The organism is Thermostichus sp. OS-CIW-33 (genome assembly GCF_054059615.1).
In genome coordinates, this window is the sequence record NZ_JBSSCH010000020.1 from 16,299 (window position 1) to 38,411 (window position 22,113).

General features: G+C 60.6%; 17 protein-coding genes and 2 tRNA genes. 8 read left to right on the plus strand and 11 right to left on the minus strand.

The features are described from left to right. The first annotated feature begins 42 nt into the window (after positions 1 to 42). On the plus strand, positions 43 to 1,659 hold the full coding sequence (locus ACVWZG_RS11860) for a B12-binding domain-containing radical SAM protein (RefSeq protein WP_457407202.1): 1,617 nt from the start codon (positions 43 to 45) through the stop codon (positions 1,657 to 1,659). A gap of 6 nt (positions 1,660 to 1,665) precedes the next feature. Here ACVWZG_RS11860 and ACVWZG_RS11865 read toward each other — a convergent pair whose 3' ends face one another. Together ACVWZG_RS11865 and ACVWZG_RS11870 are read right to left on the minus strand one after the other, a co-directional pair. Then, positions 1,666 to 2,184: an inorganic diphosphatase gene (locus ACVWZG_RS11865; protein WP_457393564.1), complete on the minus strand. Its 519-nt coding sequence runs from the start codon at positions 2,182 to 2,184 to the stop codon at positions 1,666 to 1,668. A gap of 284 nt (positions 2,185 to 2,468) precedes the next feature. Then, a tRNA-Asn gene (locus ACVWZG_RS11870) sits at positions 2,469 to 2,540 on the minus strand. Positions 2,541 to 2,764: 224 nt separating this feature from the next. On the opposite strand from ACVWZG_RS11870, the gene yidC reads away from it, so the two are divergent. From yidC to ACVWZG_RS11890, 4 genes are all read left to right on the plus strand, one after another. Beyond that, positions 2,765 to 3,955, plus strand: coding sequence for a membrane protein insertase YidC (yidC, locus tag ACVWZG_RS11875; RefSeq protein WP_457407204.1), 1,191 nt, complete (start codon positions 2,765 to 2,767; stop codon positions 3,953 to 3,955). Between the two features lie 70 nt (positions 3,956 to 4,025). Further along, entirely contained in the window at positions 4,026 to 4,637 is a 612-nt protein-coding gene (locus ACVWZG_RS11880) for a Jag family protein (RefSeq protein ID WP_414413913.1), read from the plus strand. Positions 4,638 to 4,726: 89 nt separating this feature from the next. Further along, a complete protein-coding gene (locus ACVWZG_RS11885; RefSeq protein ID WP_011433815.1) occupies positions 4,727 to 5,215 on the plus strand; it encodes a YceD family protein in 489 nt (162 codons plus the stop codon). An 8-nt stretch (positions 5,216 to 5,223) separates the two neighbouring features. Further along, positions 5,224 to 6,135 (plus strand): homogentisate phytyltransferase, encoded by a 912-nt coding sequence (locus ACVWZG_RS11890; RefSeq protein WP_457407206.1) that lies wholly within the window; start codon positions 5,224 to 5,226, stop codon positions 6,133 to 6,135. Positions 6,136 to 6,184: 49 nt separating this feature from the next. Here ACVWZG_RS11890 and ACVWZG_RS11895 read toward each other — a convergent pair whose 3' ends face one another. Next, on the minus strand, positions 6,185 to 6,985 hold the full coding sequence (locus ACVWZG_RS11895) for a photosystem II S4 domain protein (RefSeq protein ID WP_457407208.1): 801 nt from the start codon (positions 6,983 to 6,985) through the stop codon (positions 6,185 to 6,187). A 68-nt stretch (positions 6,986 to 7,053) separates the two neighbouring features. On the opposite strand from ACVWZG_RS11895, the gene ACVWZG_RS11900 reads away from it, so the two are divergent. Next, a tRNA-His gene (locus tag ACVWZG_RS11900) sits at positions 7,054 to 7,126 on the plus strand. A 310-nt stretch (positions 7,127 to 7,436) separates the two neighbouring features. Here the strand turns inward: ACVWZG_RS11900 and ACVWZG_RS11905 are convergent. The 4 genes from ACVWZG_RS11905 to ACVWZG_RS11920 all read right to left on the minus strand — a co-directional run bounded on the left by ACVWZG_RS11905 (position 7,437) and on the right by ACVWZG_RS11920 (position 13,291). Then, positions 7,437 to 9,542 (minus strand): hydantoinase/oxoprolinase family protein, encoded by a 2,106-nt coding sequence (locus ACVWZG_RS11905; RefSeq protein ID WP_457407210.1) that lies wholly within the window; start codon positions 9,540 to 9,542, stop codon positions 7,437 to 7,439. A 162-nt stretch (positions 9,543 to 9,704) separates the two neighbouring features. Further along, positions 9,705 to 10,961, minus strand: coding sequence for an ATP-binding protein (locus ACVWZG_RS11910; RefSeq protein WP_457393536.1), 1,257 nt, complete (start codon positions 10,959 to 10,961; stop codon positions 9,705 to 9,707). 90 nt (positions 10,962 to 11,051) lie between these two features. Further along, the gene (locus tag ACVWZG_RS11915) at positions 11,052 to 11,342 is read right to left on the minus strand and encodes a hypothetical protein (protein WP_011433810.1); all 291 of its coding nucleotides are present in this window, start codon (positions 11,340 to 11,342) and stop codon (positions 11,052 to 11,054) included. A gap of 65 nt (positions 11,343 to 11,407) precedes the next feature. Next, complete coding sequence (locus tag ACVWZG_RS11920; RefSeq protein ID WP_457407211.1) at positions 11,408 to 13,291, minus strand: FAD-dependent oxidoreductase; 1,884 nt, start codon at positions 13,289 to 13,291, stop codon at positions 11,408 to 11,410. An 87-nt stretch (positions 13,292 to 13,378) separates the two neighbouring features. On the opposite strand from ACVWZG_RS11920, the gene metG reads away from it, so the two are divergent. Further along, positions 13,379 to 14,935, plus strand: coding sequence for a methionine--tRNA ligase (metG, locus tag ACVWZG_RS11925; protein WP_457407220.1), 1,557 nt, complete (start codon positions 13,379 to 13,381; stop codon positions 14,933 to 14,935). Here the strand turns inward: metG and ACVWZG_RS11930 are convergent. From ACVWZG_RS11930 to ACVWZG_RS11945, 4 genes are all read right to left on the minus strand, one after another. Then, positions 14,932 to 15,480 carry a hypothetical protein gene (locus tag ACVWZG_RS11930; RefSeq protein WP_011433807.1) on the minus strand — a complete coding sequence of 183 codons (549 nt, stop codon included), beginning with the start codon at positions 15,478 to 15,480 and terminating at the stop codon, positions 14,932 to 14,934. The genes metG and ACVWZG_RS11930 overlap by 4 nt on opposite strands. Further along, positions 15,477 to 15,848: a YtxH domain-containing protein gene (locus ACVWZG_RS11935; RefSeq protein ID WP_011433806.1), complete on the minus strand. Its 372-nt coding sequence runs from the start codon at positions 15,846 to 15,848 to the stop codon at positions 15,477 to 15,479. Before ACVWZG_RS11935 ends, ACVWZG_RS11930 begins: the two co-directional genes overlap by 4 nt. A 96-nt stretch (positions 15,849 to 15,944) precedes the next feature. Continuing rightward, entirely contained in the window at positions 15,945 to 18,383 is a 2,439-nt protein-coding gene (priA, locus tag ACVWZG_RS11940; protein WP_457407214.1) for a primosomal protein N', read from the minus strand. 8 nt (positions 18,384 to 18,391) lie between these two features. Next, positions 18,392 to 19,660: a hypothetical protein gene (locus tag ACVWZG_RS11945; protein ID WP_457415391.1), complete on the minus strand. Its 1,269-nt coding sequence runs from the start codon at positions 19,658 to 19,660 to the stop codon at positions 18,392 to 18,394. 709 nt (positions 19,661 to 20,369) lie between these two features. Here ACVWZG_RS11945 and ACVWZG_RS11950 point away from each other — a divergent pair. Next, a complete protein-coding gene (locus ACVWZG_RS11950; protein ID WP_457407218.1) occupies positions 20,370 to 21,923 on the plus strand; it encodes a TolC family protein in 1,554 nt (517 codons plus the stop codon). Positions 21,924 to 22,113: the final 190 nt, after the last annotated feature.

Consider the following 22,113-nt stretch of genomic DNA (forward strand, 5'->3'; position numbering starts at 1 on the left):
CCGAGCCAGAACCCAAACCTCAATCCAACACAGCGGGATCCCTTGGCTAGTTCAGAGTTTGCCCTGGAGCAGTTGCTCTTTGCCCCGGCCACGCCTGACCCCGACGCAGTGCGGGTAATCTACGCCTTCCCCAACACCTACGCAGTGGGGATCACCAGCCTGGGCTATCAAGTCATCTGGAGTCTGCTGGCCAGCCGCCGGGATGTGGCCGTCTCCCGCCTCTTTACGGATCTGGCTGAACCCCTGCCCCGGGAGCCGGAGCTGTTCGGCTTTTCCTTGTCCTGGGAGCTGGACTATGTTCATATCCTGGCTCTGCTGGAACGACACGGGATCCCTCCCAGATCTGAGGAGCGGGAAGAAGCCCACCCCTTGGTCTTTGGCGGCGGCTCGGTACTGACAGCCAACCCTGAGCCCTTTGCCGAGTTTTTTGACCTGATCTTGCTGGGGGATGGGGAAGGTCTTCTGGAGAAGATGATTGAGATCTATCGGCAGGTGCGCCAGGGATCCCGGGCTGAGAAATTGCAGGCGCTAGCGCAGGTGCCAGGGATCTATGTGCCCGGCTTGTATGAACCCCAATACCGGGAGCCCGACGGCCCGGTGGAGAAGGTGCTCCCCAAAGTGGCCGGGATCCCTAGCTCCATCCGCAAACACACCTTCCGCGGCAACACCCTCTCGGTTTCTACGGTGGTTACCCCCAAAGCGGCTTGGGAGAGCATCTACATGGTGGAGGTGGTGCGCAGCTGCCCGGAGATGTGTCGGTTTTGCCTGGCCAGCTATCTCACCCTGCCTTTCCGGGTGGCGGATGTGGAGGGGCATTTGATCCCGGCGGTAGAGCGGGGGCTGCAGGTCACTCAGCGGATTGGGTTGCTGGGGGCTTCTGTAACCCAGCACCCCCAATTTGAGCAGTTGCTGGAGCACTTGGCCCAGGATCGCTTCGAGCAGGTGCGTCTCAGTTTGGCCTCGGTGCGCACCGCTACCGTAACCCCACGTCTGGCGCAGGTACTCTCCCGCCGGGGCAGCCAGTCCATTACGGTGGCCATCGAAAGTGGCTCAGAACAACTGCGCCAGATCATCAACAAGAAGTTAAGCAACCCGGAAATCTTGGCAGCAGCAGCCCACGCCCAGGTTGGAGGTCTGAAGGGCATTAAGTTCTACGGCATGGTAGGGATCCCGGCGGAAACCCAGGCAGATCTGGAGGCCACAGTAGCCCTTTTCCAAGAGCTCAAAAAAGCGGCTCCCGGCCTGCGCCTGACGCTGGGTTGCAGCACCTTTGTGCCCAAAGCCCACACCCCTTTTCAGTGGCACGGGGTGGATCCCCAAGCCGAGAAAAAACTGCAGTTTTTCCAGAAACATCTGCGTCCCCTGGGGGTGGAGTTTCGCCCGGAAAGCTATAGCTGGTCGGTGATCCAAGCCCTCATCTCGCGAGGGGATCGGCGGGTGGGAAAGGTCTTGCAGTTGGCGCGGGACTTTGGCGAATCTTTGGGGAGCTACCGGCGGGCTTTCAAAGAGCTTAAAGGGCAACTGCCGCCCCTAGACTACTACGTGCACAGCCACTGGGATCCAGGGGATCCCTTGCCTTGGCAACACATCGAAGGGCCCCTCACCCTGGAGCGACTGTTGCAACATCGCCAGGAAGCTCTTTCTGTTCGTATCTCTTGAAAATACCTATTTGGGTTGTTTGCAAGCTGCGATGCTGCTGGCAATAATCGCCTCGGTTTCGGCCAAGCCTTTCCAGCCCAAGATCTGGGTTTCTTTCTTTTCCAAGCGCTTGTAGGTGGCGAAAAACTCCGCAATCTCATCCAGGCGGTGCTGGGCGATGTCTTCCAGCTTGGTCACTGCAGCATAGCGGGGATCCTTGGCAGGCACACACAGCAGCTTCTCATCCGGATCCCCGCCGTCGATCATCTGCAACATGCCCAAGGGTCGCACCGTGACCACACACCCTGGGAAAGTGGGCTGATCCATGATCACCAAGCCATCCAAGGGATCCCCATCCCCGGCCAGCGTATTGGGCACAAAGCCGTAGTCGTAAGGGTACTGCACCGAGGAATAGAGCACCCGATCCAGCGCCATCGCTGCCATGTCTTTGTCGAACTCATACTTGTTTTTGCTGCCGCCGGGAATCTCAATCAAGAGGTTGAGCAGGCCGGGCTTGGGTTGGGCAGGGATCCGCGACAGGTCGATCACAGCAAGTACTCTCGGATTGGGAGATAGACAGCCAGAGTGTATTTTGACATACTCCTTGCCCCAAAGGACAGAGACTCTTGACACTTGCCGGGAACAGGCGGGACGAAACCCTTAGCCGCCTTCACATTGCTTCACATTATTTTCTCCACGTCTGGCTTAGCGTCGCATCTTCCTCGACGAGATGGGAGACTGGGTTTTCTCTCCCCCTTTCCCTCAGCAGGCCCAGAGCCGCCTGGAAGGATAGGGTTCCGGATCCGGCTTCCTTGATTGGCTCAGACATACTCCCCGGGCAAGATTCGAACTTGCGACCAATCGGTTAACAGCCGACCGCTCTACCGCTGAGCTACCGAGGATCAAGCGTTTCTCATCATAGGGGAAAAAAGGACTGCTAGGCAACTGCCGATGAGGGGTTCTGGTTTGGCCTTAGGATCCCTGTTCAGTGGAGCGGGCTTGATTTTGCTCAATTGCTCGCCTTTCTCAGGTCTATCTGACGGATCCAGGGGACAAACCCTGAAAACGCCCTCGTCAACCGAACGGAAGCCATTACAATGGTTACGGACATTTGCCAGCGCCCCTCATGGACTTCGGAGTCGGATTTCTCTCCAACAACGTCATGCTGCCGATCCTGGATTTTTTCTATGGGATCGTGCCCAGCTATGGACTGGCCATCATCTTCCTGACGTTGGTGATCCGCTTTGCCCTCTACCCGCTCAATGTGGGATCCATCCGCAACATGCGGCGCATGAAGGTGATCAGCCCGGTGATGCAGCGGCGGATGCGAGAACTCCAGGAGAAATACCGAGACGACCCGCAGAAGCTTCGGGAAGCCCAGGCCAAGCTTTACAGCGAGCTGGGGGCCAATCCCTTGGGGGGCTGCCTGCCACTGCTCATTCAAATGCCGGTGCTGTTTGCCCTGTTTGCCACCCTGCGGGGATCCCCTTTTGCGGCAGTAACCTACGATGTCAACTTGCAGATCCTGCCGGCGGAAGTGGCGGCTGAGGTGGTACCAGCTCCCTACGTCAGCCCCAGCAAGAACATTTTTGTCACCGACTCTCTTCACAAGCCGGTGGTGCTGGTGGAACCCAAAGGCACCAAGATTGCCGTCGGGGAAGAGGTGCAATTTTTGCTTCAAGGGCCGGGGGGCAAACCTTTTGAGCAGTTGGTGGCCGAAGCGGGCGGGGATCCCAGTCTGTTACAGCCCACCTGGAAGATCACCAAAGGAGAAGATCGTGCCCAGATCAAGCCGGATGGCACCTTGCTGGCTCTGCAGCCGGGGGATGTGACCGTGCAGGTGTCCATTCCCGGTTTGGCCTCTGACACCGGCTTTCTGTTCATCGACAAGTTGGGCCGTGTGGGGGCCTTCGACGAGGATGGCACCATCCACTGGGATATCATCGCCATGATCGTCATCTTTGGGGTGTCCATTTACCTGAACCAGTACCTAACCAATGCCGGACAGGATACCGGCAAAGAGGATCCCAGCCAAAGTTCCATGGCTCGCATCACCCCTGTGCTGTTCTCGGCGATGTTCCTGTTCTTCCCTCTGCCGGCAGGGGTTTTGCTCTACATCCTCGTCTCTAATATCTTCCAAACGGTGCAGACTTTCCTGCTCTCGCGGGAGCCGTTGCCGGAGAACTTACAGCAGTTGGTGGAAGAGGAGCGCCGTCGGGCTGCCCAGGCGATCACGGTGGAGGCCAAGGAAGTGGAAAAATCGACCAAGCCCAGAGCAGCCAAGGAGGGACGGGAATCCTTGCCCTTTGAGCCCTAGGGGATCCTCGCTGTTGGGGTGGACTTGTGGTGGAGTGTTGATACCTCTTCAAAGTTGGAAGCTGCCCAGGATGAGCCGTCCTAAGTCTTCTACGGGATCTGCTGCTAAGAAATCTGAGGGAACCGTTGCCCCTTCGCCAAACAAGTCCACCTTTGCGGCCAATCAAGAGCGAGCCAGGCAGTGGTTACAGCAGGTGCTGGCGGCTATGGGGATCCCAGCGGCGGTGCGGGTGGTGGGGGAGGTGCTGGAAATTGAGGCAGACTCTTTGACCCCAGCTCAGAAGCGGCTGCTGTTGGCGAAAGCCCCCCCCTTGCCCTCTCCATCTTCCAGAGATTCCCCTCAAGAGGAGGATCGCTCCCCCGTGGTGCTGGATGCGTTGCAGTACCTGGCCAACACCCTTCTCAACCTGAACCAGCCGGAAGACCAGCAGCAGCCCTACATTTTGGATTTGGACGGCTATCGGCAGCGGCGTTTGCAGGAGCTGAAGGTTTTGGTTGCCGCTGCTGTGGAAAAGGTGAGGGCCACTGGCCGGGAATACGAGTTTCCCGATCTCTCGGCTGCCGAGCGTCGGCAAATTCATACTCTCTTGAATGACCCTGCCTATGCCGATCTGGAAACTTTCAGCCGTGGCAAAGAGCCTGACCGGCGCTTGGTTATCCGTCGGGCAGCTTCCCCATCTTGAGAGTGGGCAGAGGGCTGGGAACAAGTTGGCCCTCTTGCTACGGTGACGACAGGGATCCCTGCTACCCAAAACGCGTGAAGGGGGGTGCCATGCTGAGGCCAATTCGTCTATCGGATCTGCGGCAGATGCCGGATCAAACCCAAGAATTGCAGTTTAGGCAGTTTTTTTCGGGCTTTGAGAGTTTGACCCCTGTGGAGGGATCCCTGGAAGTCAGCCATCGGGGCCATTTTCTCGAAGTGAGTGCTGAAGCTCGTACCATTGTCACCCTCACCTGCCACCGCTGCCTCCAGCAGTTCAACCACCGGCTGCACCTGGAAGTTGAGGAGATCATTTTGATTCGGGATCCCGAACCTCTCCCCTTGGAGCTGGAACTGCAAGACGAAGAAGATCTGCTGGAAAGCCTGCCCCCCAATGGTGAGCTGGATGTCGAAGACTGGATGTACCAGCACCTGCATTTGGAGATGCCCCGCCAGTTGCCCTGCCGTCCCGATTGTCCGGGCATTGCGGTGGAAGCTACAGCACCAACGGCGGATCCCCGCTGGGCAGCCCTAGCTTCTCTCCTGGAAGACTCTCCCTAGCTTTTTTGATGTTGCGCCCACAAGTTCTCTGGCGTTTTGCTCGACCCCACACCGTCTACGGCACCAGCGCCAGCGTGGTGGGCCTCTACCTGTTGGCGGGGTTTGTGGCTGCCGGATCCCTGCAACCGGTTCTCTCCGCACTACCCCACCTGGTCTGGGCTTGGGCAGCCTGTTTGGCGGCCAATGTCTACATCGTCGGCTTGAATCAATTGACGGATGTTGAAATCGACCGCATCAACAAGCCCCATTTGCCCTTAGCTGCTGGATCCCTGAGTTGGCGACAGGGGGTGGGGATCGTCGTGGGTTGTGGGGTGGCGTCCGTCCTACTGGCCATGGCCGGGATCCCCTACCTGCTGCTGACGGTGCTTTTGAGCAATGGGATCGGCACGGCCTATTCGTTGCCCCCCTTGCGGTTGAAGCGTTTTCCGCTGGCAGCCTCGGCTTGCATCTACAGCGTGCGGGGTTTGATCGTCAATTTGGGCCTTTACAGCCATTTTCAGCAGGTGATGCAGGGAAGGGTCGAGCTTTCGGCTGCGATTGTTTGGCTGACGGGGTTTATGTCGATTTTTGGGCTGGTGATCGCCCTTTTCAAAGATATTCCCGACATGGAAGGGGATCGCCAGTTTGCCATTGCCACCTTCTCGCTGCGCTTTGGGCCAGAGCGGATCTCAAGGTTTTGCATTAGCATTTTGGCCTTGTGCTATCTGGGATTTATCGGGGTGGGAATCTCTTTTCTCCTTGCGGGCAACGGCCTCTGGCTGTTGGTGAGCCATGTGTTGGGGCTGGGGATCCTCTTGGGCTATGGTGTTCATCTGGATCTCAGCCGTCGGGAGGCGATTGTTGGCTATTATCAACTGATCTGGAAGTTGTTTTACTTGGAGTATTTGCTTTACCCTTGGGCCTTTTTCTCTTTTTTCTAGAGCATTTTCCTGGAGGTAACGATCTCCCCAAACTCAGACAGGAAAAAATCTAGAGATACCGCCTCATTTGCACCCGAAAGCGGCCTTTTTTTGTTTCGGCTACCTCTTCGATTTGCAGCCGACCACGACCGCGAATGGCAATCCAATCCTGAGGGCCAACGGTGTAGCTGGCTTGGGTAATGGGCTTCCAGTTGACCCGCACTTCCCCCCGTTGGATTTCTTCCACCATTTTGCTGCGGGAGATGCCAAACCCAGCTGAGGCTACCGCATCCAAGCGCAAAGAGGCTTCTATGCTGGTGATGGATTTGACGCGGGGGGGTTGAATGTTCAACTGGCTCAGGGGGATCCGGCTCACTTTGACAGGCACTGTGCGCACCTGCGTCAGGTTTAGGGCGAGGTAGTCCACCATTTCGGGCACAACGATGGCCTGGGCGCCTGAGTCTCCCAACACAAGGATATCTCCCACTTTCTCGCGGGCGATGCCGGCTCCCAAAAGGGCTCCCAGAAAATCGCGGTGGGTGGCCGGGTCGAACAGAAAGTTGCCCTGAATCTGAATGGCGGCCAATGGGATCCCTTCTTGGTCGGGCTTGGGATCCCGGACATCCAGACCCACCTCAGAGCGGGCCAGGGCTATGCGTTGGCGTTCTGCTTGGGGGTACCCTCCCCAGACCCCCACTTGTAGTTCGGTCAAGTTGCACAGCCGAGCTTGCACCTCTGCTATTTCCGGTGGAGAGAGGAAGTCGCTCCAGACCACTTGCCAGGTTTTGAGAGCTTGCTCTCCCAAATCCAAGACCCGTGCCAAGGTTTCTCGATGCTCTGCCCCTTGCAACAAATCGGCTCTGGGTAGCATTTGGGGTGCTTCGACCTTTGTAGTTCAGTCCCGTTTTTCCCATGCTAAGCTAGATAGCCGGAATCACGGCGGGCGTAGCCAAGCGGTTAAGGCAGAGGATTGTGGATCCTCCATTCGTGGGTTCGAGTCCCATCGTCCGCCCTTGAGGGAAATCGCGAAAATCCAGTCAGGGCAAGGGCTGCAGAGGCCAGTCCATCTATCTAGACCCTGCCCAATGAAAACAAGCAACACCCCATCTGGACGCAAAAATCGCGAAGGGAGTCGTCAAGGCAATCTGCAGCCCCTGGCTCTCCCCCTCAAAACAAGCTCGGTTAGGGTCGTTTCAGGTTAGGGTGAGCTTCTGGCCCCCTGCATTATTGCTCCGCAACGCCGACGCGAGCAACGTTTTGGGTGTGGGCACAGTATCCTAGTTTGAATCGAAATGACCATGACGCTCTGCTTGCGGATGGACTCACCAGGACTTTGTCCCGCTATCGCGAACACAGCTCAAGATTAGGGTTCCCACTTCGTCAATGACACCTGTCCAACCGGCTTCGATCACCGCCGTTGCCTCCGGCATCTCGACAATTGCCGGCCCGCGCAGTTGAAACCCCACATCCATGCGCTGCCGATCGTAGACCGGCACCGAGCACATCCTGCCCCCAAACCATGCCTCTCGCCGACCCTTGAGGGGATCCCCTGGCAAGGGGGGGGGTGCGGTCAAAGGCACGGTGGGTAGGGCCTGCACCGCCTGTAGACGCAACTGAATTGCCTCCACCGGCTGGGCTGAATCTTGCCATCCATAGCGTTGTTGGTGGGCCTGGTGAAACTGCTGTTCCAGATGAGGAATCGGATCCGACAACCGCACTGGGATCCCCAACTCAAAAGACTGGCCGCGATAGCGCAAGTCCAAGCTGAAGTGCAACGCCGGCTCCTGCAGATCGGCTTGGGCCTGGCGGATCAGGGGTTCTGCCCATTGGGCCAGCAGGGATCCCCCTGAAGCGGACGTGAGCTGCCGCAGAGGTTGGAGGATGGCCCGCCGATAGTCTCGCCGCAGATCTGCCAAAGCCATTCCCAGCGCCGAGAGCACCCCACAGGCAGCCGGGATCAAGATCGTGCGGATGCCCAGCTCTTCTGCCAAAGCACAGGCATGCATGGGCCCGGCTCCGCCGAAGGCCAACAGGGCAAAATCGGCGGGATCCAAACCCCGCTCCACGCTGATCACCCGCAAGGCCCGCGACATGGCGACATTCGCCAAGGTGCGAATGCCAACGGCAGTTTCCTGCAAGCTCAAGCCCAAGGGATCCGCCAGCGTGGCAATAGCCTGTTCCGCTAGCCCCCGCCGTAGCTGCACCGAGTCGCCCAGCCGACCGCCATCCGGCAGGTACCCCAGCCAGAGGTTGGCATCGGTAACCGTCGGAGCCCTTCCCCCCCGACCGTAGCAGGCCGGCCCGGGGTTGGATCCGGCACTCTCTGGCCCCACCTGAAGCCCACCGCCGGGCAGCAAATGGGCCAGGGATCCGCCGCCGGCACTGACGGTGTGGATGTCAATTTGGGGCTGTTGCACGGGCAAGCCGCACACCACCGCTGCGGGAGTAACCTGGGGGATCCCATCTTGGATCAAGGCCACATCTGTGCTGGTTCCCCCCATATCGAAGCTGAGCAAGTGGGGGTAGCCACTCAGCCGACCCAGATAGGCCGCCCCGTAAACTCCGCCTGCCGGCCCTGAGAGCAAAGCCACCGAAGCATGGGCCGCCGCCTGAGGGATGGAGGTCACCCCGCCGGAAGACTGCATGATCAACGGTTGGGGGATCCCTCGCTCCCGACATCCTTGGGCCAAGCGGTGCAGGTAGCCCGCCAGTGCCGGGCTAAGGTAGGCATCGATGGCGGTGGTGCTGAAGCGCTCGTATTCTCGGAACTCCGGCGCCACCTCGCAAGACAGGGAAAGATGTAGCTCCGGGAAAGCCTGTCGCAAGGCCATTCCCAGCCGCTGTTCGTGCTCCGGGTAGAGAAAAGAAAACAAAAACCCCACCCCAATAGCGCGGATCCCATCCCGCTGCACCCGTTCCCCCACCTCCTGCACCACCCGCCGGATTTCGGCATCGGTGAGCGGCTCCAACACTCCGCCCGCGCTGCAGCGCTCCTTCACCTCCAGGCAATGGTGGCGGGGCACCACTGGCTCCGGCTTGGGCTGTGTCAGGTCATACAGAGAGGGGCGGTTTTGACGGGCAATGGCCAGCACATCCCGAAAGCCCGCCGTGGTCAAAAACAGGGTGGGGGATCCCTTGCGCTCCAGCAGCGCGTTGGTGGCCACCGTCATGCCATGGCAGAACAGGTCAACCCGGAGCTCTCCTTGGAGCGCCCCCAGCTTGTCCAGCGCCGCAAAGACCCCCTCCTCAGGGCTGGGGGTAGACAGCACCTTCGCCGTCTGAATCTGGCCGTCGCGCAGGAGCACCAGATCGGTAAAGGTGCCCCCCACATCGATCCCCAGGCGGGCCAAGCCTCGGCTTGCTTCCGTCTGATCCAGATTGGCCGGATCGAGGTTGCTACCCAACGCTGATGCGACCATGGCTTCCATCGTGCATTTCTTTTGCCTTCTTCTGGGGCCAGCCCTTGGTCGGACTATGGCTATGACGCCTGGCTTTTGTAACGGCAGAGACAGGCTGACCGGCGCCCCTTCGTGTAGCGAGTGTAGCTCAGCAACTTCTGTCTTTTTTGGAGTTTGGAATAGTCACCACCTCTAGCTCGGAAGTCCATCGTTGCCTTTCACCAGCCCTGCCCGAACGGCATCCAAGAACTGGCGGGCAGTGCGACCGGAAAAGCCGTTTTGCTGTTGGGCCCAGATTAAGGCCTGGCGGCGCAGGGCATCCAGAGATTGGGTGAAACCCAGCCGCTGGGCCAAGTGTTCTACGGTTGCCAGGTAATCTCCCTGGGTGAAGGGGGTGAAGGTGAGGGTGAGGCCGAAGCGATCCCGCAGCGACAGCTTTTCCTGGACCGTATCCCAGGCGTGGACTTCTTGATCTTGGGGATTGGGACGGTCGCCAAAAAACTCGCGGATGAGATGGCGGCGGTTGCTGGTGGCATAAAGGCGCACGTTGGGGGGCGGCGCAACGAGATCCCCCTCCAGGAGCACCTTGAGCTGCTTGAACTCGGTTTCCTCTGCCTCAAAGGAGAGATCGTCCACAAACAAGATGAAAGGCAACACCTGCGCCCGCAGCTCTGCCAAAATTTCCGGCAACTGAATCAAGTCTGTTCGCCTCAGCTCCAATAGGCGCAGCCCCTGCAGGCCGTAGCGGCGCAACAAGGCCTTCACCAGGGAAGACTTGCCGGTGCCCCGCGCCCCGTAGAGCAACACATGCAAAGCCGGATCCCCCCGCAGCAGGGCTTCGGTGTTGGCCGCCAACTGCTGTTTCTGCCGTTCGTAGCCGTAAATCTCCTCCCAGTCAGGCAGATCGGGAGCAGGGATCCCTTCTAGCCCTGCTGGCCCCCAGCGAAAGGCCCAGTAGCGACCACAGAGCCCCACCCCCCTTTGGCGGTAGTGGGCAATTAAGGTCTCCAAGCTCTGGCCCCAATCGGCAAAAGAGCGGGGATCCCAGCCAGCGCTATCGGTTTCCCCATCGGGCCAGGGGATCCCCAACCCCAACGCCTGCATCTGCTCGGCAATGGTCTCCTGACTGTCCGCTAGGGTTTGCAGACAGCGCAGGTCGTGGCGGGCAGCCTGCATAAGAGGCTCTGGGATCCCTTGGGGCTGCAGCGCTGCACGGGCAAAGGGGTTATCGGCCCAGCGGATCTCCCGGATCAGCCATTGCCGCCAGCTCAGGCCCTGCCGGGCCAACTGCTCAAACCAGCGCCCGTAGGCCCTCCAGCACGGCAGGGGATCCCCACTCATCAACTGCTGGATTAGCTCCTGCCAGGCTAGGGCTAGGGGGTGGGTGCAGATGTCCCGGAATACCAGCAGCTTGGCCGCTGCTTCTGCTGCTTCTTGGAGGGGGGTCATCGCTTGAAGCCGCTCTAACTTGGCGTTGCTTATCCGCTCCCTAGGGGAGGAGACTGGGGGTAGTTGCGTTAACAACACGGAGCGCTTGAGTTACCTGGCATTGTCCCGCCGGCCCAGTTCATAGAGGCCTCCGCCGACGCAGGCGATCAGGCCGCAGGAGACGGCCCAGCTTTTGCCCAAGGAGATCTCCGTCAGGGCTACCACCAAGCCTGCTGCCAGCAAAAAGGGAAGGGTGCTCAGCAAGGAAGCCAAAGCTCCACTGGGATCCCATAGCAATTGCTTTTCCCAGCTCTCCTGCAGCTTTTGATGCAGCGGCGAAAACCCCCACATTAGCCCTAAGCCCCACAGAGCCGTGGCGGCCCATAAAGAGGGGCGAAGCATCTCCCAGCCCACAAGTCCAACCCCAACGGGATCCACCGGTCAACTCCCAACCCTGCCTTTCTAGGCTAGCGGGATTGGGCCCAATCGGTGGCGGTAATGGTGGTGCCAGGAAATTGAATGGGGTTGCCCAAGCTCTGGATTTGGGCCTGGAGAGCCGGCAACAGCCGCAAATCCAAAAGCGGCTCCTCCACGATCTCCGCCGGGATCAGATCCCGCTCCAGGGCAAAGTGGGCCGTGTGGCCGGCGGCGGTGCCAATGGCCCATTCCACCGGATGCACCCGGTAGGAGGCACTGGCAATGCGGCTGGTGGCGATGTTTTTGTTGCCGGCCAAAAGGTTGTCGATGCGCTGGGGGATCAGAGCCCGCAGGGGGATCTGGTAAGGGTAGCTGGGGGCCTGCGCGTCTTTGTTGTTGCTGGGGGGCAGGGAAAAACCCGGCAGCAGGCAATCGTGAAAGTCGATGGGGTACTGGCCCACCCCCACCGAGTCGTAGAAGATGAAGGGCCGCCCGCGGTTTAGCTCCGATTCCCGTGTGGTGATGTCCGACTCGTAGATGGTAAATCCTTCTGGGTAGGAGAGGCTGGGCCGACCAATGATGCGCCGCGACTCGCGGATATAAGGGTACTTGGAGAGGCCGCTGGCAGTTCCCATGGGGGTATTGGGCCCCCGTAGGTAGGCATAGCGCAAGTAGAAGTCTTTTTGAAAGTTGGGATCCTCCTGTTGCAGGAGAAAATCCGTCCTTCCCGCCACCAGCCAGTAGAAAAAGCCCTTAGCATGCTGCTCAGCTCGCCGCAGGGCTTCCACCCGCAGGCCCCCCATCCAGCCGCCCGGCTGCAGTTGGCCTGAGGCCTGCAGTTGCTCGTGGGTAAGGATGAGGTTCATCTCCGGGCCGGTGATGCGCCAGTCGTTGCCCCAGGTCCAGTTCTGCATGGATTGATCCCCCACCCGGATGGCCTCTTCCCCAAAGCCAAACACCTGTCCCCGGATGCGGCGGTAGGTAAAGACCAGGCCAAAGTTAAAGCGCGGCTGTTCAAAGCTGTAGTAGGGGCCGTGCAGGGGATCGTTGTAGAACTCCGGCTTGACCGGCACCTGCGGCACGGGGAAGCGCTCCAGGACAAAGGTGTAGGTGAAGCCCTGGGTACAGTAGGGATCCACATAGGGCTTGGAGCTGGGTTCCCAGCGGCTTTGGCCATCAGTTCCCAGGCGGTAGGGCACCCGCGCCAGGGGCAGCAGCTCGCCGGTTTCAGTAGCGTCGATCACCACCCAGGGCAGGGTTTTCCCCTGGCGTTCTGGCGGCGGCTCAAAGCGCAGGATCTCCTTGTCCCAGTCCTCGGTGGGTTCTAGACGATAAAAATCGAGAAAGTAGCTGGAGAGATCCCCTCGATTCTCTGGCTGGACGCCGGCGTGTTTGGGGATGTTGCGAATGGCCTGCACGCTGCGGATTTGGTAATCCGCAATCTCCAAGTCTTTGACCACCGTCTCCGTAAATAGCCGCAACTGCCCCGACTGCAGATAGGGATCCAACATCTCCCGAATCACCTGGTGGCCCACCTGAGGGGAAAAGCAGAGCACGCTCACCCAGCATTTGCCCGGATTGGGATCCCCGCCGTATTTTTCCCGTACCCGCCGGCGAAACTCGCTGTAGCCTTTCGGGAAGATGTCATTTTCTCGTTGCAGGGGTCGCTCGTCCAAAGCGGAGACTCCCTGGGCGCTCACCTGCCCCCCGATCCAATCGGTGATCTCCGTCATGCACACCTGCCGGCCCAGTTGCAGCGCGTCATAGGCCGCCGCCACCCCCCCCAGCCCGCCCCCCGCGATGAAAATCTCACAGGGGATCCGGGTTTCCGGCAGGGGCGCCGTCGAGGGTTGGGCCAGGCCCGCTCCCGCCCCGAGGATCCCTACTCCCAACGCCACACCGCTCCACCCCAGAAGGTTGACCTGAAGTTTCATCGAATGACCTCTCCACACCCACGCTACAGCTTGGCCTTTTGGACTTTCCCGCAACCTCTATCATGGGAGAAAGCCTTGGGGATGCTCATGCCGGATTCCACCTTTGTCATCACCACCCCCATCTACTACGTCAACGCCGCTCCCCACATCGGCAGCGCCTACACCACCCTGGTGGCGGATGCCATTGCCCGTTACCATCGCCTGCGGGGCAAGGATGTGCTGATGGTGACGGGAACTGACGAGCACGGCCAGAAGATCCAGCGCACCGCCGAAGAGCGCGGCATTCCCCCTCAGCAGCACTGTGACGAGATTGCGGCTCAGTTTGCCCAGCTTTGGCAGTTGCTAGACATCCGCTACGACCGCTTTATCCGCACCACCAACCCTCGCCACAAAGCCATTGTGCGGGAGTTTTTTCAGCGGGTTTGGGATCAGGGGGATATTTTCGTTGGGCGGCAGCAGGGGTGGTACTGCGTTGCCTGCGAAGAGTTCAAAGACGAGGCCGAGCTGCTGGAGGGAGGATTTTGCCCCCTGCACCCCACCAAGAAGGTTGAGTGGAAAGACGAGGAAAACTACTTCTTTCGCCTCTCCCGCTACCAAGAAAAGCTGGAGGCCCTGTATGCGGAGCACCCGGAGTTTATCCAGCCGGAAAGCCGCCGCAATGAGGTGATCAACTTTGTCAAGCAGGGCCTGCGGGACTTTTCCATCTCTCGCCCCAGCGTCTCCTGGGGGATCCCCTTCCCGGCAGATCCCGGCCAAACCCTCTACGTCTGGTTTGACGCCCTGATCAACTACATCAGTGCTGCTTTGGATCCTGACGACGAGCCCACCTTGGCAAATGCCCTACGCCGCTACTGGCCTGCGGATGTCCACCTGGTGGGCAAGGACATCGTCCGCTTTCATGCCATCTACTGGCCGGCTATGCTCATGTCCGCAGGTCTGCCCCTGCCCAAGCAGGTGTTTGGCCACGGCTTTCTCACCAAAGATGGCCTCAAGATGAGCAAAAGCTTGGGGAACACGGTGGATCCCTTTGAGCTGGTGCAGCAATACGGCGCCGATGCCGTGCGCTACTACTTCCTGACGGAAATCGAGCTGGGCAAGGATGGCGATTTTAGCGAGGGCCGCTTTATTGACGTGCTCAACGCCGATCTGGCCAACGACCTGGGCAACTTGCTCAACCGCACCCTCACCATGCTCAAGAAATATCAACCGGACTACCGCATTCCCGCCGTCGGGATCCCTGCAGATCACCCCCTCAAAACCCTGGCCGAGCGCCTTGCCCCGGCAGTGGCCGACGCCTACGAGCGGCTGGATCCCAGCTCTGCTGCCCGCAAAGCCCTCAGCTTAGCCCAGGCCAGCAACAAATACCTTGATGAGCAGGCTCCTTGGACGCTGCACAAACAAGGGCAGGGGGAACGGGTGGCCCAGATCCTCTATGCCGTTCTGGAAAGCGTGCGCTGGGTGGCAGTGCTGCTCTCGCCCCTCATTCCCGCTCTCAGCCTCAAGATCCTGCAGCAACTGGGGTTCTCCCTCGCCGACACCCTGCAACTGCGCTGGGATCCCGATGCGACTTGGGGCCAGCTTCCCCCCGGGCAAGAGCCCCAGCCTCCTACGCCTGTCTTTCAGAAGATCCTGAGGAACGCCTAGGGATTGGCAATGTCCGGTCGGGAAGATTGGGCAGCGGCTTGGGATCCCTCTGGTGTGGCTCCGCCAGCAAAAGGGCGGTCACCTCCCAGGGGAAGTGTTGATGAAGCAGCGGAGAAAGAACGGTTGGATGGGTCGGATGGGCGCAGCCGCGGGTTGTGAATCGCGCCAGTGGTGGGGGGCACTTCGCCGGACAGCGTCTGCCAGGCTGCCCGTACCCCTGCCCAAAAGCTGCGGATGTTGACTTGGGCGCCCTGGGCTTGGGTGCGTGCTCCTTCGATGGAGCGGTTGACCTGCTTCACCACTTGCCCAGCCCCTTTCACCCCTTCGTCGAGGCTGTCGGCAATCTCGCTCACTTCCAGGCTGGTCAGGCGCAGGGCCTCCAGCGTGGGCGGCAATTCCCGCAGCAGGGTATCGAAAAAGCGCTCCACGCTCTGGGCAGCTCGACCCAGTTGGATGACGGCGGGCAGCAGGGTCAGGATCACCGCCAAAATGCCCACTGCCACCAGACCTACCGAGAGGCCGAGCCAAAAGACCGGGTCGTTCATCCCGCCGCCTCCTCCCCATCCCGAGCTTCTAGGTCAGCTTCTTCCCCGCCAAAGGGACGCGAGTTCTGGGCTTGGAGCAGCTCCCTTCGCTTCTGCAACATGGCTTCTTTGCCCACCGCCACTGCCTGCTGCAGCCGCAGCAGAGCCTCATCCAAACTGCGTTGGGCAGCGTCGAACAACTTTTCCGATTGATATTGCAGACTGCTGGTCACATCTTCTGCCACCTCTGGCAGAGCCTCTGCCGATTTCTTCAGCAGTCGCCGCGTCTCCCGTCCGCTGCGGGGAGCCAAGAGCAGGCCGATGGCGGTGCCCACAGCAGTTCCCAGCAACAGCCCACCGATAAACGCACCAGTCCGGTTTTCAGCCATGCTTTGCCAGAGTTGAGTTGGATACGGGTGGCCCCGAAACTAGACTACCTCAAGATCTCTCTAGATCTCTGGGCTCTCTGCTTTCGCCGACCGCCCCTAGAGAATCCGCAGGGGATCCACATCCAGGCTGACGCGGATCCCTTGGGGGGGATGGCCAATGGCGGCCTGGATCTGCGCAGCCAGCTTCGGGCGATCCCAATCTTGGTCGGGCAGTTGCTTCAGCAGGATCTGCCAGCGGTAGCGTCCGGCAACCCGCTCCACCTGAGCTGGCCCCGGCCCCAACACCTCTGCTGGGATCCCCTGTAGGCGTTCGGCCACCCGATGGCAATAACGCTCCAGGGCTTCCAGGCGGGTGCTGCTCAAGCGGATCAAAATCAAAGCTCGGTGGGGAGGATAGCCCCCCTCTCGCCGTTGTTGCAGTTCTGCCTGCAAGAAGCCCTCGTAATTTTGGGCCAGTACCGCCCTCAAAATCGGGTGCTCCGGCAGATAGGTCTGGATAATCGCCTGTCCTGGCAGGGATCCCCGGCCCGAGCGCCCCGCCACCTGGGTGAGCAGTTGAAAGCTGCGCTCGCCGGCGCGATAGTCGGCTTGGTGCAACAGCCCATCGGCGGCCATCACGCCCACCAAGGTCACCTGGGGTATGTCCAGCCCTTTGGTGAGCATTTGCGTGCCCACCAGCACCTGGGCCTTGCCGCTGCGAAACTGCTCCAGCAAATCGCGATGGGATCCCTTGCGGCGGGTGGCGTCGCTGTCGTAGCGCAAAATCGAGAGCTGGGGCCAATGCTGGTGCAGCACTTCCACCACTTTTTGGGTGCCGGTGCCGAAGTGCTTCAGGTAGGGGGATCCACAGGCGGGGCAGCGCTGCGGATGGGGTTGGCGGGCGCCGCAGTAGTGGCAGCGCAGTTCCTGCCCGCCGAGATGGGCCAGATGAAAGGTGAGAGAAACATCACAATGCTCGCAGGTGAGGACAAACCCGCAGCTCCGGCACAAGACGAAGGTGCTGTGGCCGCGGCGGGGGACGAAGAGAATGGCCTGTTCCCCTCTGTCCAGCGTCTGCTGCAGGGCCTGGTGTAGACGGCGGCTGAGGATGCTGCGGTTGCCGGCTTGGAGCTCCTGGCGCATGTCCACCAGCTCCAGTTGGGGCAGGGTGGCCGGGATCCCAGCTTGGGGGATGCGCTGCGGCAGGGCCAGCCGGATCCACCGCTGCGGATCCTGCAGATGGGCGGCATAGGTTTCCACCGCTGGGGTTGCACTGCCCAGGACCAGGGGACAACCGGCCAGCTCGGCCCGCCACTCGGCCACCTGACGGGCGTGGTAGCAGGGCTGGGGCTGATCCTGCTTGAAGCTGTCGTCGTGCTCTTCGTCCAAGACGATCAGGCCCAGCTTGGACAAGGGGGCAAACACCGCCGAGCGGGTGCCGATCACCACTTGGGGGGTGGAGGACAGCATCTGCCGCCAGGTGTCGTAGCGCTCGCCTTCCGAGAGGCCGCTGTGGTAGGCCCACACCTGGGATCCCAGCCGCGCCCGAAACCGATCCATCAGTTGCGGGGTAAGGCCGATCTCGGGCACCAGCACCAGCGCCGACCGTCCTTGCTGCAGCACCTGGGCGATCACCTGCAGGTACACTTCCGTTTTCCCAGAACCGGTGACCCCGTGCAGTAAAAACCGCTGGAACCGGCCCAAAGCTTGCCGGATCGCCTCTACCGCCTGGGCCTGGGCGGCCGTCAAGGGCCTGGGCGGATCCCGCCACCCCGGCAGGCTGGCATCTCCCAGCCGCAGCAGTGGGCGCTCGTAGAGGTGGACACGGCCTTTGCGGGCCAACCCCTGCAGAACCGCTCGGCTCACTCCTGCCAGGCGCTCCCACTCGGCGAGCAGCAGCTCTCCCCCCTTCTGCTTGAGGATCTGCAGCGCCTTCTGCTGAGGGAGGCTCAGCCCCTCTGGGGAGTCGTCGGCCAGACTGGCGGCCAGCTGGGTTTTCACCCTGCCCCCCTGTTGCTCCTGCCAAAAGCTCTCCACCCAACCCCGTCGCTGCAGTTCCCGCAGGGCGAGGGCGGCAGTGGGCACCTGCTGTTGCACATAGCGCCAAGACAGCTCTCCCCCTTTGGCCTGAAGCAGCTGCAGCAGGGTTTGGGCAGCCGGCGAACATTCCTCCCCTTCGGCAGGGAGCCTGAGCAAGCGGACACGCCGCTGAGAACGGCTGAGCAAGCCGGGAGGCAATACCGTGCGCACCACCTGGGCCAGAGGGGTGAGGTAATAGTCGGCCACCCGCTGCAGCAGGGGCCAGAATTCTTTGGGCAGGATCCCTTTGGCCACCACCGCCTCGATCTCCCGCACCGACTGCGGATCCACCCCTGCCGGCAGCTCGGAGCGCCAACCCAAGGCCACCGCCCCCGCCATTTGCCGACCAAAGGGCACGCTGAGAAGGTCGCCCGCTTCTGGCGCGGATCCCTCTGGCACACGATAGGTAAAGCAACCCCCCAAATGGGGATGATCCACCCACACTTCCAGCCAGCGGGGAGGAACAGGCTGCAACACGGGATCCCTCACGGACGGGGCAGAAACCTCGGCAGATCGACCGCCCGCTTGCTTGCCCGAGACGGTAGAGGTTGGGCCAGGGGCTGAATTGTAGGCTTGGCAGCAGGGGTTGGAGACAGAGCCTGGCCAAGGGACTCTGTTCGCGTGAGGGCGCTGGAGGTATCGGCCCGAGGTGGGACATCCAAGCCTTTGCGTTCCAAAGCCGCCTTCAAGCTCAGCACATGCATCTGCTGCTGCTCGTATTTTTCTCGGAGAGAGCGGTTTTCTTCCCACAGGGCAGCACGCTCCCCTTGCAGGGCTTTGATCTGCTCTGCTTGCTTCTCCAGTTGCGTGGACAAGGTTGCAATTTCTTCTTGCAGATGGAGAATGGTTGCCTGCGCAGAGCGCAACTGTGGCTGCCAGTCGGGTTGGGCGGCCAACTGCTCCAAGGCAGCCTGCAACTGCCGCTCCATGGCGGAGAGATGCTGCTGGGCTTGGGCGTACTGTTCCTGCAGATGGCGGTGCTCTTGCTGCCAACGGGTAACTTCCGCCTGGGCTTGAGAGAGGGCCACTTGCAGCGCTTCGGCCTGGGCCTGCCACTGCTGTTGAAGCTGTTGCTGCGCCAGGGATCCCTGGCGCAGATGCTCCTGCTGAGCTTGCAAAGCCGCCAATTGAGCTTGGGCTTCGGCCAGGGCTGCTTCTAGCTCTTGCCGTTGTTCCCGCCAGCGCTGCTCGGCCTCGGCTTCCGTCTCGGCATAGCCCGCCAAACGGGCCTCGAGGTGTTCCCGTTGCTCCTGCCAGGCTGCCTGTTGGTCGCTGTACAAAGCCCGCAGGCTGCTCAGCTCCGCCTGAGTTTCGGCAATTTGAGTGCGGGCCAGAGAAAGCTCTGCCTTAAAGCGTTGCAGCATTTCCACCCGCTTTTCCGCCACATCCTGGGCTTCCAGCAGAGAGGCCTGCAGCTCCTGCTGGCGCTGTTCCCATTGACGGCGCTCCTGAGCGTGGGCCAAGCGTAGCTGCTCAATCTGCTCCTGCAGGGCCTCGATATCCTGCCGCTGCCGTTCATTTAAGCGTTGCCGAGCAGCAAGCTGAGCTTCCTGATCCGAGATCTGGACTTTCTGAGCCGCCAAAGTCTGCTGCAACTGTTGCAAGAGATGCTCCCGCTCCTGCAGCGCCTTCTCTTGTTCGGCCACCTTCTGGTGCAAAGCCTGCAGTTGTTCCTGAAGAACTCGCCGCTCTTGGAGCTCGGCTTCGGCTTTGAGCAGACGGCTCTCCAAGGGCTGTTGCTGCCTCAGGGCCAAATGGTGCTCCGTGTTGGGATCCGGTTCCGTTCGCGCAAGTGGGACAGAGTCCTTGGCTGAACAGCCCGCATGAGTCTCTGAAAGGATGGGATCCGAGTCACCTGAAGAGGGAGCACGCATAGATTGAAGGAGAGATGAAGAAGCGGGAGCAAATGATAAAGTTCCCTGCAGTATAGAGAGATTTTTGGGCGGGTTCAAGCCAGAAGGGTGATCTTGTAAAATCTCCTGCTGCTCCGCACGGCGCGGAGTGCTATCGGCCTGTTTTGGCCGCGCTCTTGCTTCTGAGGTTCCCAAATCCCCGGACTGGGCAGAAGGGCTTGGCTTACTTTTTTTCGGCCGCGAGGCCCGATCCCGACCGGAAGAGGTCTCCCCTTGCTTGGGCGTGCTCTGAGAGTCTGCCACCTTGCCCCCTTTCATCGCCCACAACACCCACCCCCGCCATCACGGACAGATGGCCCCACCATTCTAAACTGAGTCTAAATCTAAATCGACTCGGTCTCAATCCAAGCGTCTCTGCTGAGTGTAGAGGAGTCCCGCCCGTGCTCGGAGCTCCTGGCAGACGCAGGTCGGCCTCATCGTTGCAGGGGCAAATGCGAGGACTCGCTTCCACTGGCCCGAACAGGGCAGCCAGCGAGCCTGCGGAAAACCGTCTTATCTTTGTCCTTCATTTTGCGATACTGCTAGGGGTGATGTTGAGAATGACCGCACGATGGCGATGCAAAATGGAGCCAGGGATCCGCTTCAACTTCCTCAACAGCAGACGGGCTCGGCGGGATCCCAGTTGAACCTTGCCTGTTCTGCCCCCTGTGGCCTACTGTTGAGCCTGCTCTGGGCTGTCCCTGCTCTTGCTCAGCCAGAAGCTCCCAGCTCTGCTGCCTTTGCTCTGCCCAACAGCCGCGAAATCCTCACCCCCCCACCCCCCCCCACCCTATCGATTCCCTCCAACCCTGCTGACTCCACCCCTGCGGCTGACCTGACTCTAAAGGGGGCTTTGACGGCTGAAGAATTGGTGGTGCCCCAATCCCCCTTGCAGGTGCGCATCGAGCGAAGGGAGGGCTTGTCTTTGGAAGAAGCTCTGGAGATCGCCGTTGCCCAGAACCCGGCTGTGCAGCAGGCCAGACTGACTGTCGAGCGGGCCGAGGCCGGGGTAGCTCTAGCTCAAGCTGCCTTTGCTCCCACCCTCTCCAGCCGTGCCAACTACCAGTACAGTGAGGCTCCCTCTCCTGGTGGTGGGCCAAGGCGCGAATCCCACACCCTCTCGGCCAGTGTGGTGCGGGTGGAGTATACCGCCTTTGACAGTGGCCTTAGGGAGCAAAACCTGAAGCTGGCCCAAGAAGCGCTGCGCATCGCCCAACTGCAGCTGGAGCAAACGCTGCAGACGGTCAAACAAGCTGTGGCCAATGCCTACTACGATCTGCAAAGCGCAGATGCCAGGGTTGCCATCAGCCAAGCTGCCGTCGAAAGTTCCGAAGCCACCCTGCGGGATGCTCAAGCCCGAGAACGGGCCGGGCTGGGTACCCGCTTTGAGATTCTCCAGGCAGAGACGGAATTGGCCAACAATCGACAAACCTTGCTGGCGGCTCAAAACACCCAACAACTGAATCGCCGCCGCCTGGCCGAACTGCTGAATTTCCCCAGCCCCACCGACGTGTTGGCCAGCGACCGCATTGAGCCGATGGGGGAGTGGGATCTCAGCCTGGAAGAGACCATCATTGCTGCCTTTGCCCAACGACAGGAATTGGAGCGCCGGCGCCGAGAATTGGAGCAGGCCCAAAGCCGCCTGCGCCTGGCACAAGCCCGCAATGGCCCCCGAATTGGCTTGTTCGCCAGCCTCGATGCCGTTAACGATTTCAACGCCAGCCGCAACAGTTTTGATGTTGGCTATTCGGTGGGAGCCAATTTCAGCTTGACTTGGTTCGATGGAGGAGAAGCGGCTGCCCAAGCCCGCCAAGCCCAGATCGATGGACAGGTGGCCGTGAGCAACTTCGTCGGCACCCGCAATGAAATCCAGCGGGGGGTGGAAGAAGCCTTCCTGACCCTCAGCTCCAGCCGCGAACAGATCGACTCGGCCAAAGTGGCAATTGCCTCAGCAGAAGAGAGCCTGCGCTTGGCCCGGCTGCGCCTGCAAGCGGGGGTGGGCACCCAAACGGAGGTGATCAATGCTGAAGCTGCCCTCACCACTGCCCGTGGCAACCTTTCCAATGCTGTAATCGCCTACAATCGCGCCCTGGTACAACTGAAACGGGCCATTGGCAGCCTTTGACTTGAGCCTTTCTCCCTCACTCCCAGCCCTTCTTCCAAAAGGAGAGGGGTGCTATGGATACCGCGACGAAACAGTTCTATTCCAACTTGAGCTGTTGTGACATACTCCCGCACTCATGCTGACGCAAAGCGCTCCGCGCCGCTAACGCGAAAAGGACGTTTCCTGCGCTTGAGGACTACGTCCCGCTGAC

Excerpts from the sequence above, each read along its gene's own strand:
- yidC (WP_457407204.1), top strand. The coding sequence starts at position 2,765 with ATGGACTTCGGAGTCGGATTTCTCTCCAACAACGTCATGCTGCCGATC.
- ACVWZG_RS11880 (WP_414413913.1), top strand. The coding sequence starts at position 4,026 with ATGAGCCGTCCTAAGTCTTCTACGGGATCTGCTGCTAAGAAATCTGAG.
- ACVWZG_RS11885 (WP_011433815.1), top strand. The coding sequence starts at position 4,727 with ATGCTGAGGCCAATTCGTCTATCGGATCTGCGGCAGATGCCGGATCAA.
- ACVWZG_RS11890 (WP_457407206.1), top strand. The coding sequence starts at position 5,224 with ATGTTGCGCCCACAAGTTCTCTGGCGTTTTGCTCGACCCCACACCGTC.
- ACVWZG_RS11895 (WP_457407208.1), bottom strand. The coding sequence starts at position 6,985 with ATGCTACCCAGAGCCGATTTGTTGCAAGGGGCAGAGCATCGAGAAACC.
- ACVWZG_RS11905 (WP_457407210.1), bottom strand. The coding sequence starts at position 9,542 with ATGGAAGCCATGGTCGCATCAGCGTTGGGTAGCAACCTCGATCCGGCC.
- ACVWZG_RS11910 (WP_457393536.1), bottom strand. The coding sequence starts at position 10,961 with ATGACCCCCCTCCAAGAAGCAGCAGAAGCAGCGGCCAAGCTGCTGGTA.
- ACVWZG_RS11915 (WP_011433810.1), bottom strand. The coding sequence starts at position 11,342 with ATGCTTCGCCCCTCTTTATGGGCCGCCACGGCTCTGTGGGGCTTAGGG.
- ACVWZG_RS11920 (WP_457407211.1), bottom strand. The coding sequence starts at position 13,291 with ATGAAACTTCAGGTCAACCTTCTGGGGTGGAGCGGTGTGGCGTTGGGA.
- metG (WP_457407220.1), top strand. The coding sequence starts at position 13,379 with ATGCCGGATTCCACCTTTGTCATCACCACCCCCATCTACTACGTCAAC.
- ACVWZG_RS11930 (WP_011433807.1), bottom strand. The coding sequence starts at position 15,480 with ATGAACGACCCGGTCTTTTGGCTCGGCCTCTCGGTAGGTCTGGTGGCA.
- ACVWZG_RS11935 (WP_011433806.1), bottom strand. The coding sequence starts at position 15,848 with ATGGCTGAAAACCGGACTGGTGCGTTTATCGGTGGGCTGTTGCTGGGA.
- ACVWZG_RS11950 (WP_457407218.1), top strand. The coding sequence starts at position 20,370 with ATGGCGATGCAAAATGGAGCCAGGGATCCGCTTCAACTTCCTCAACAG.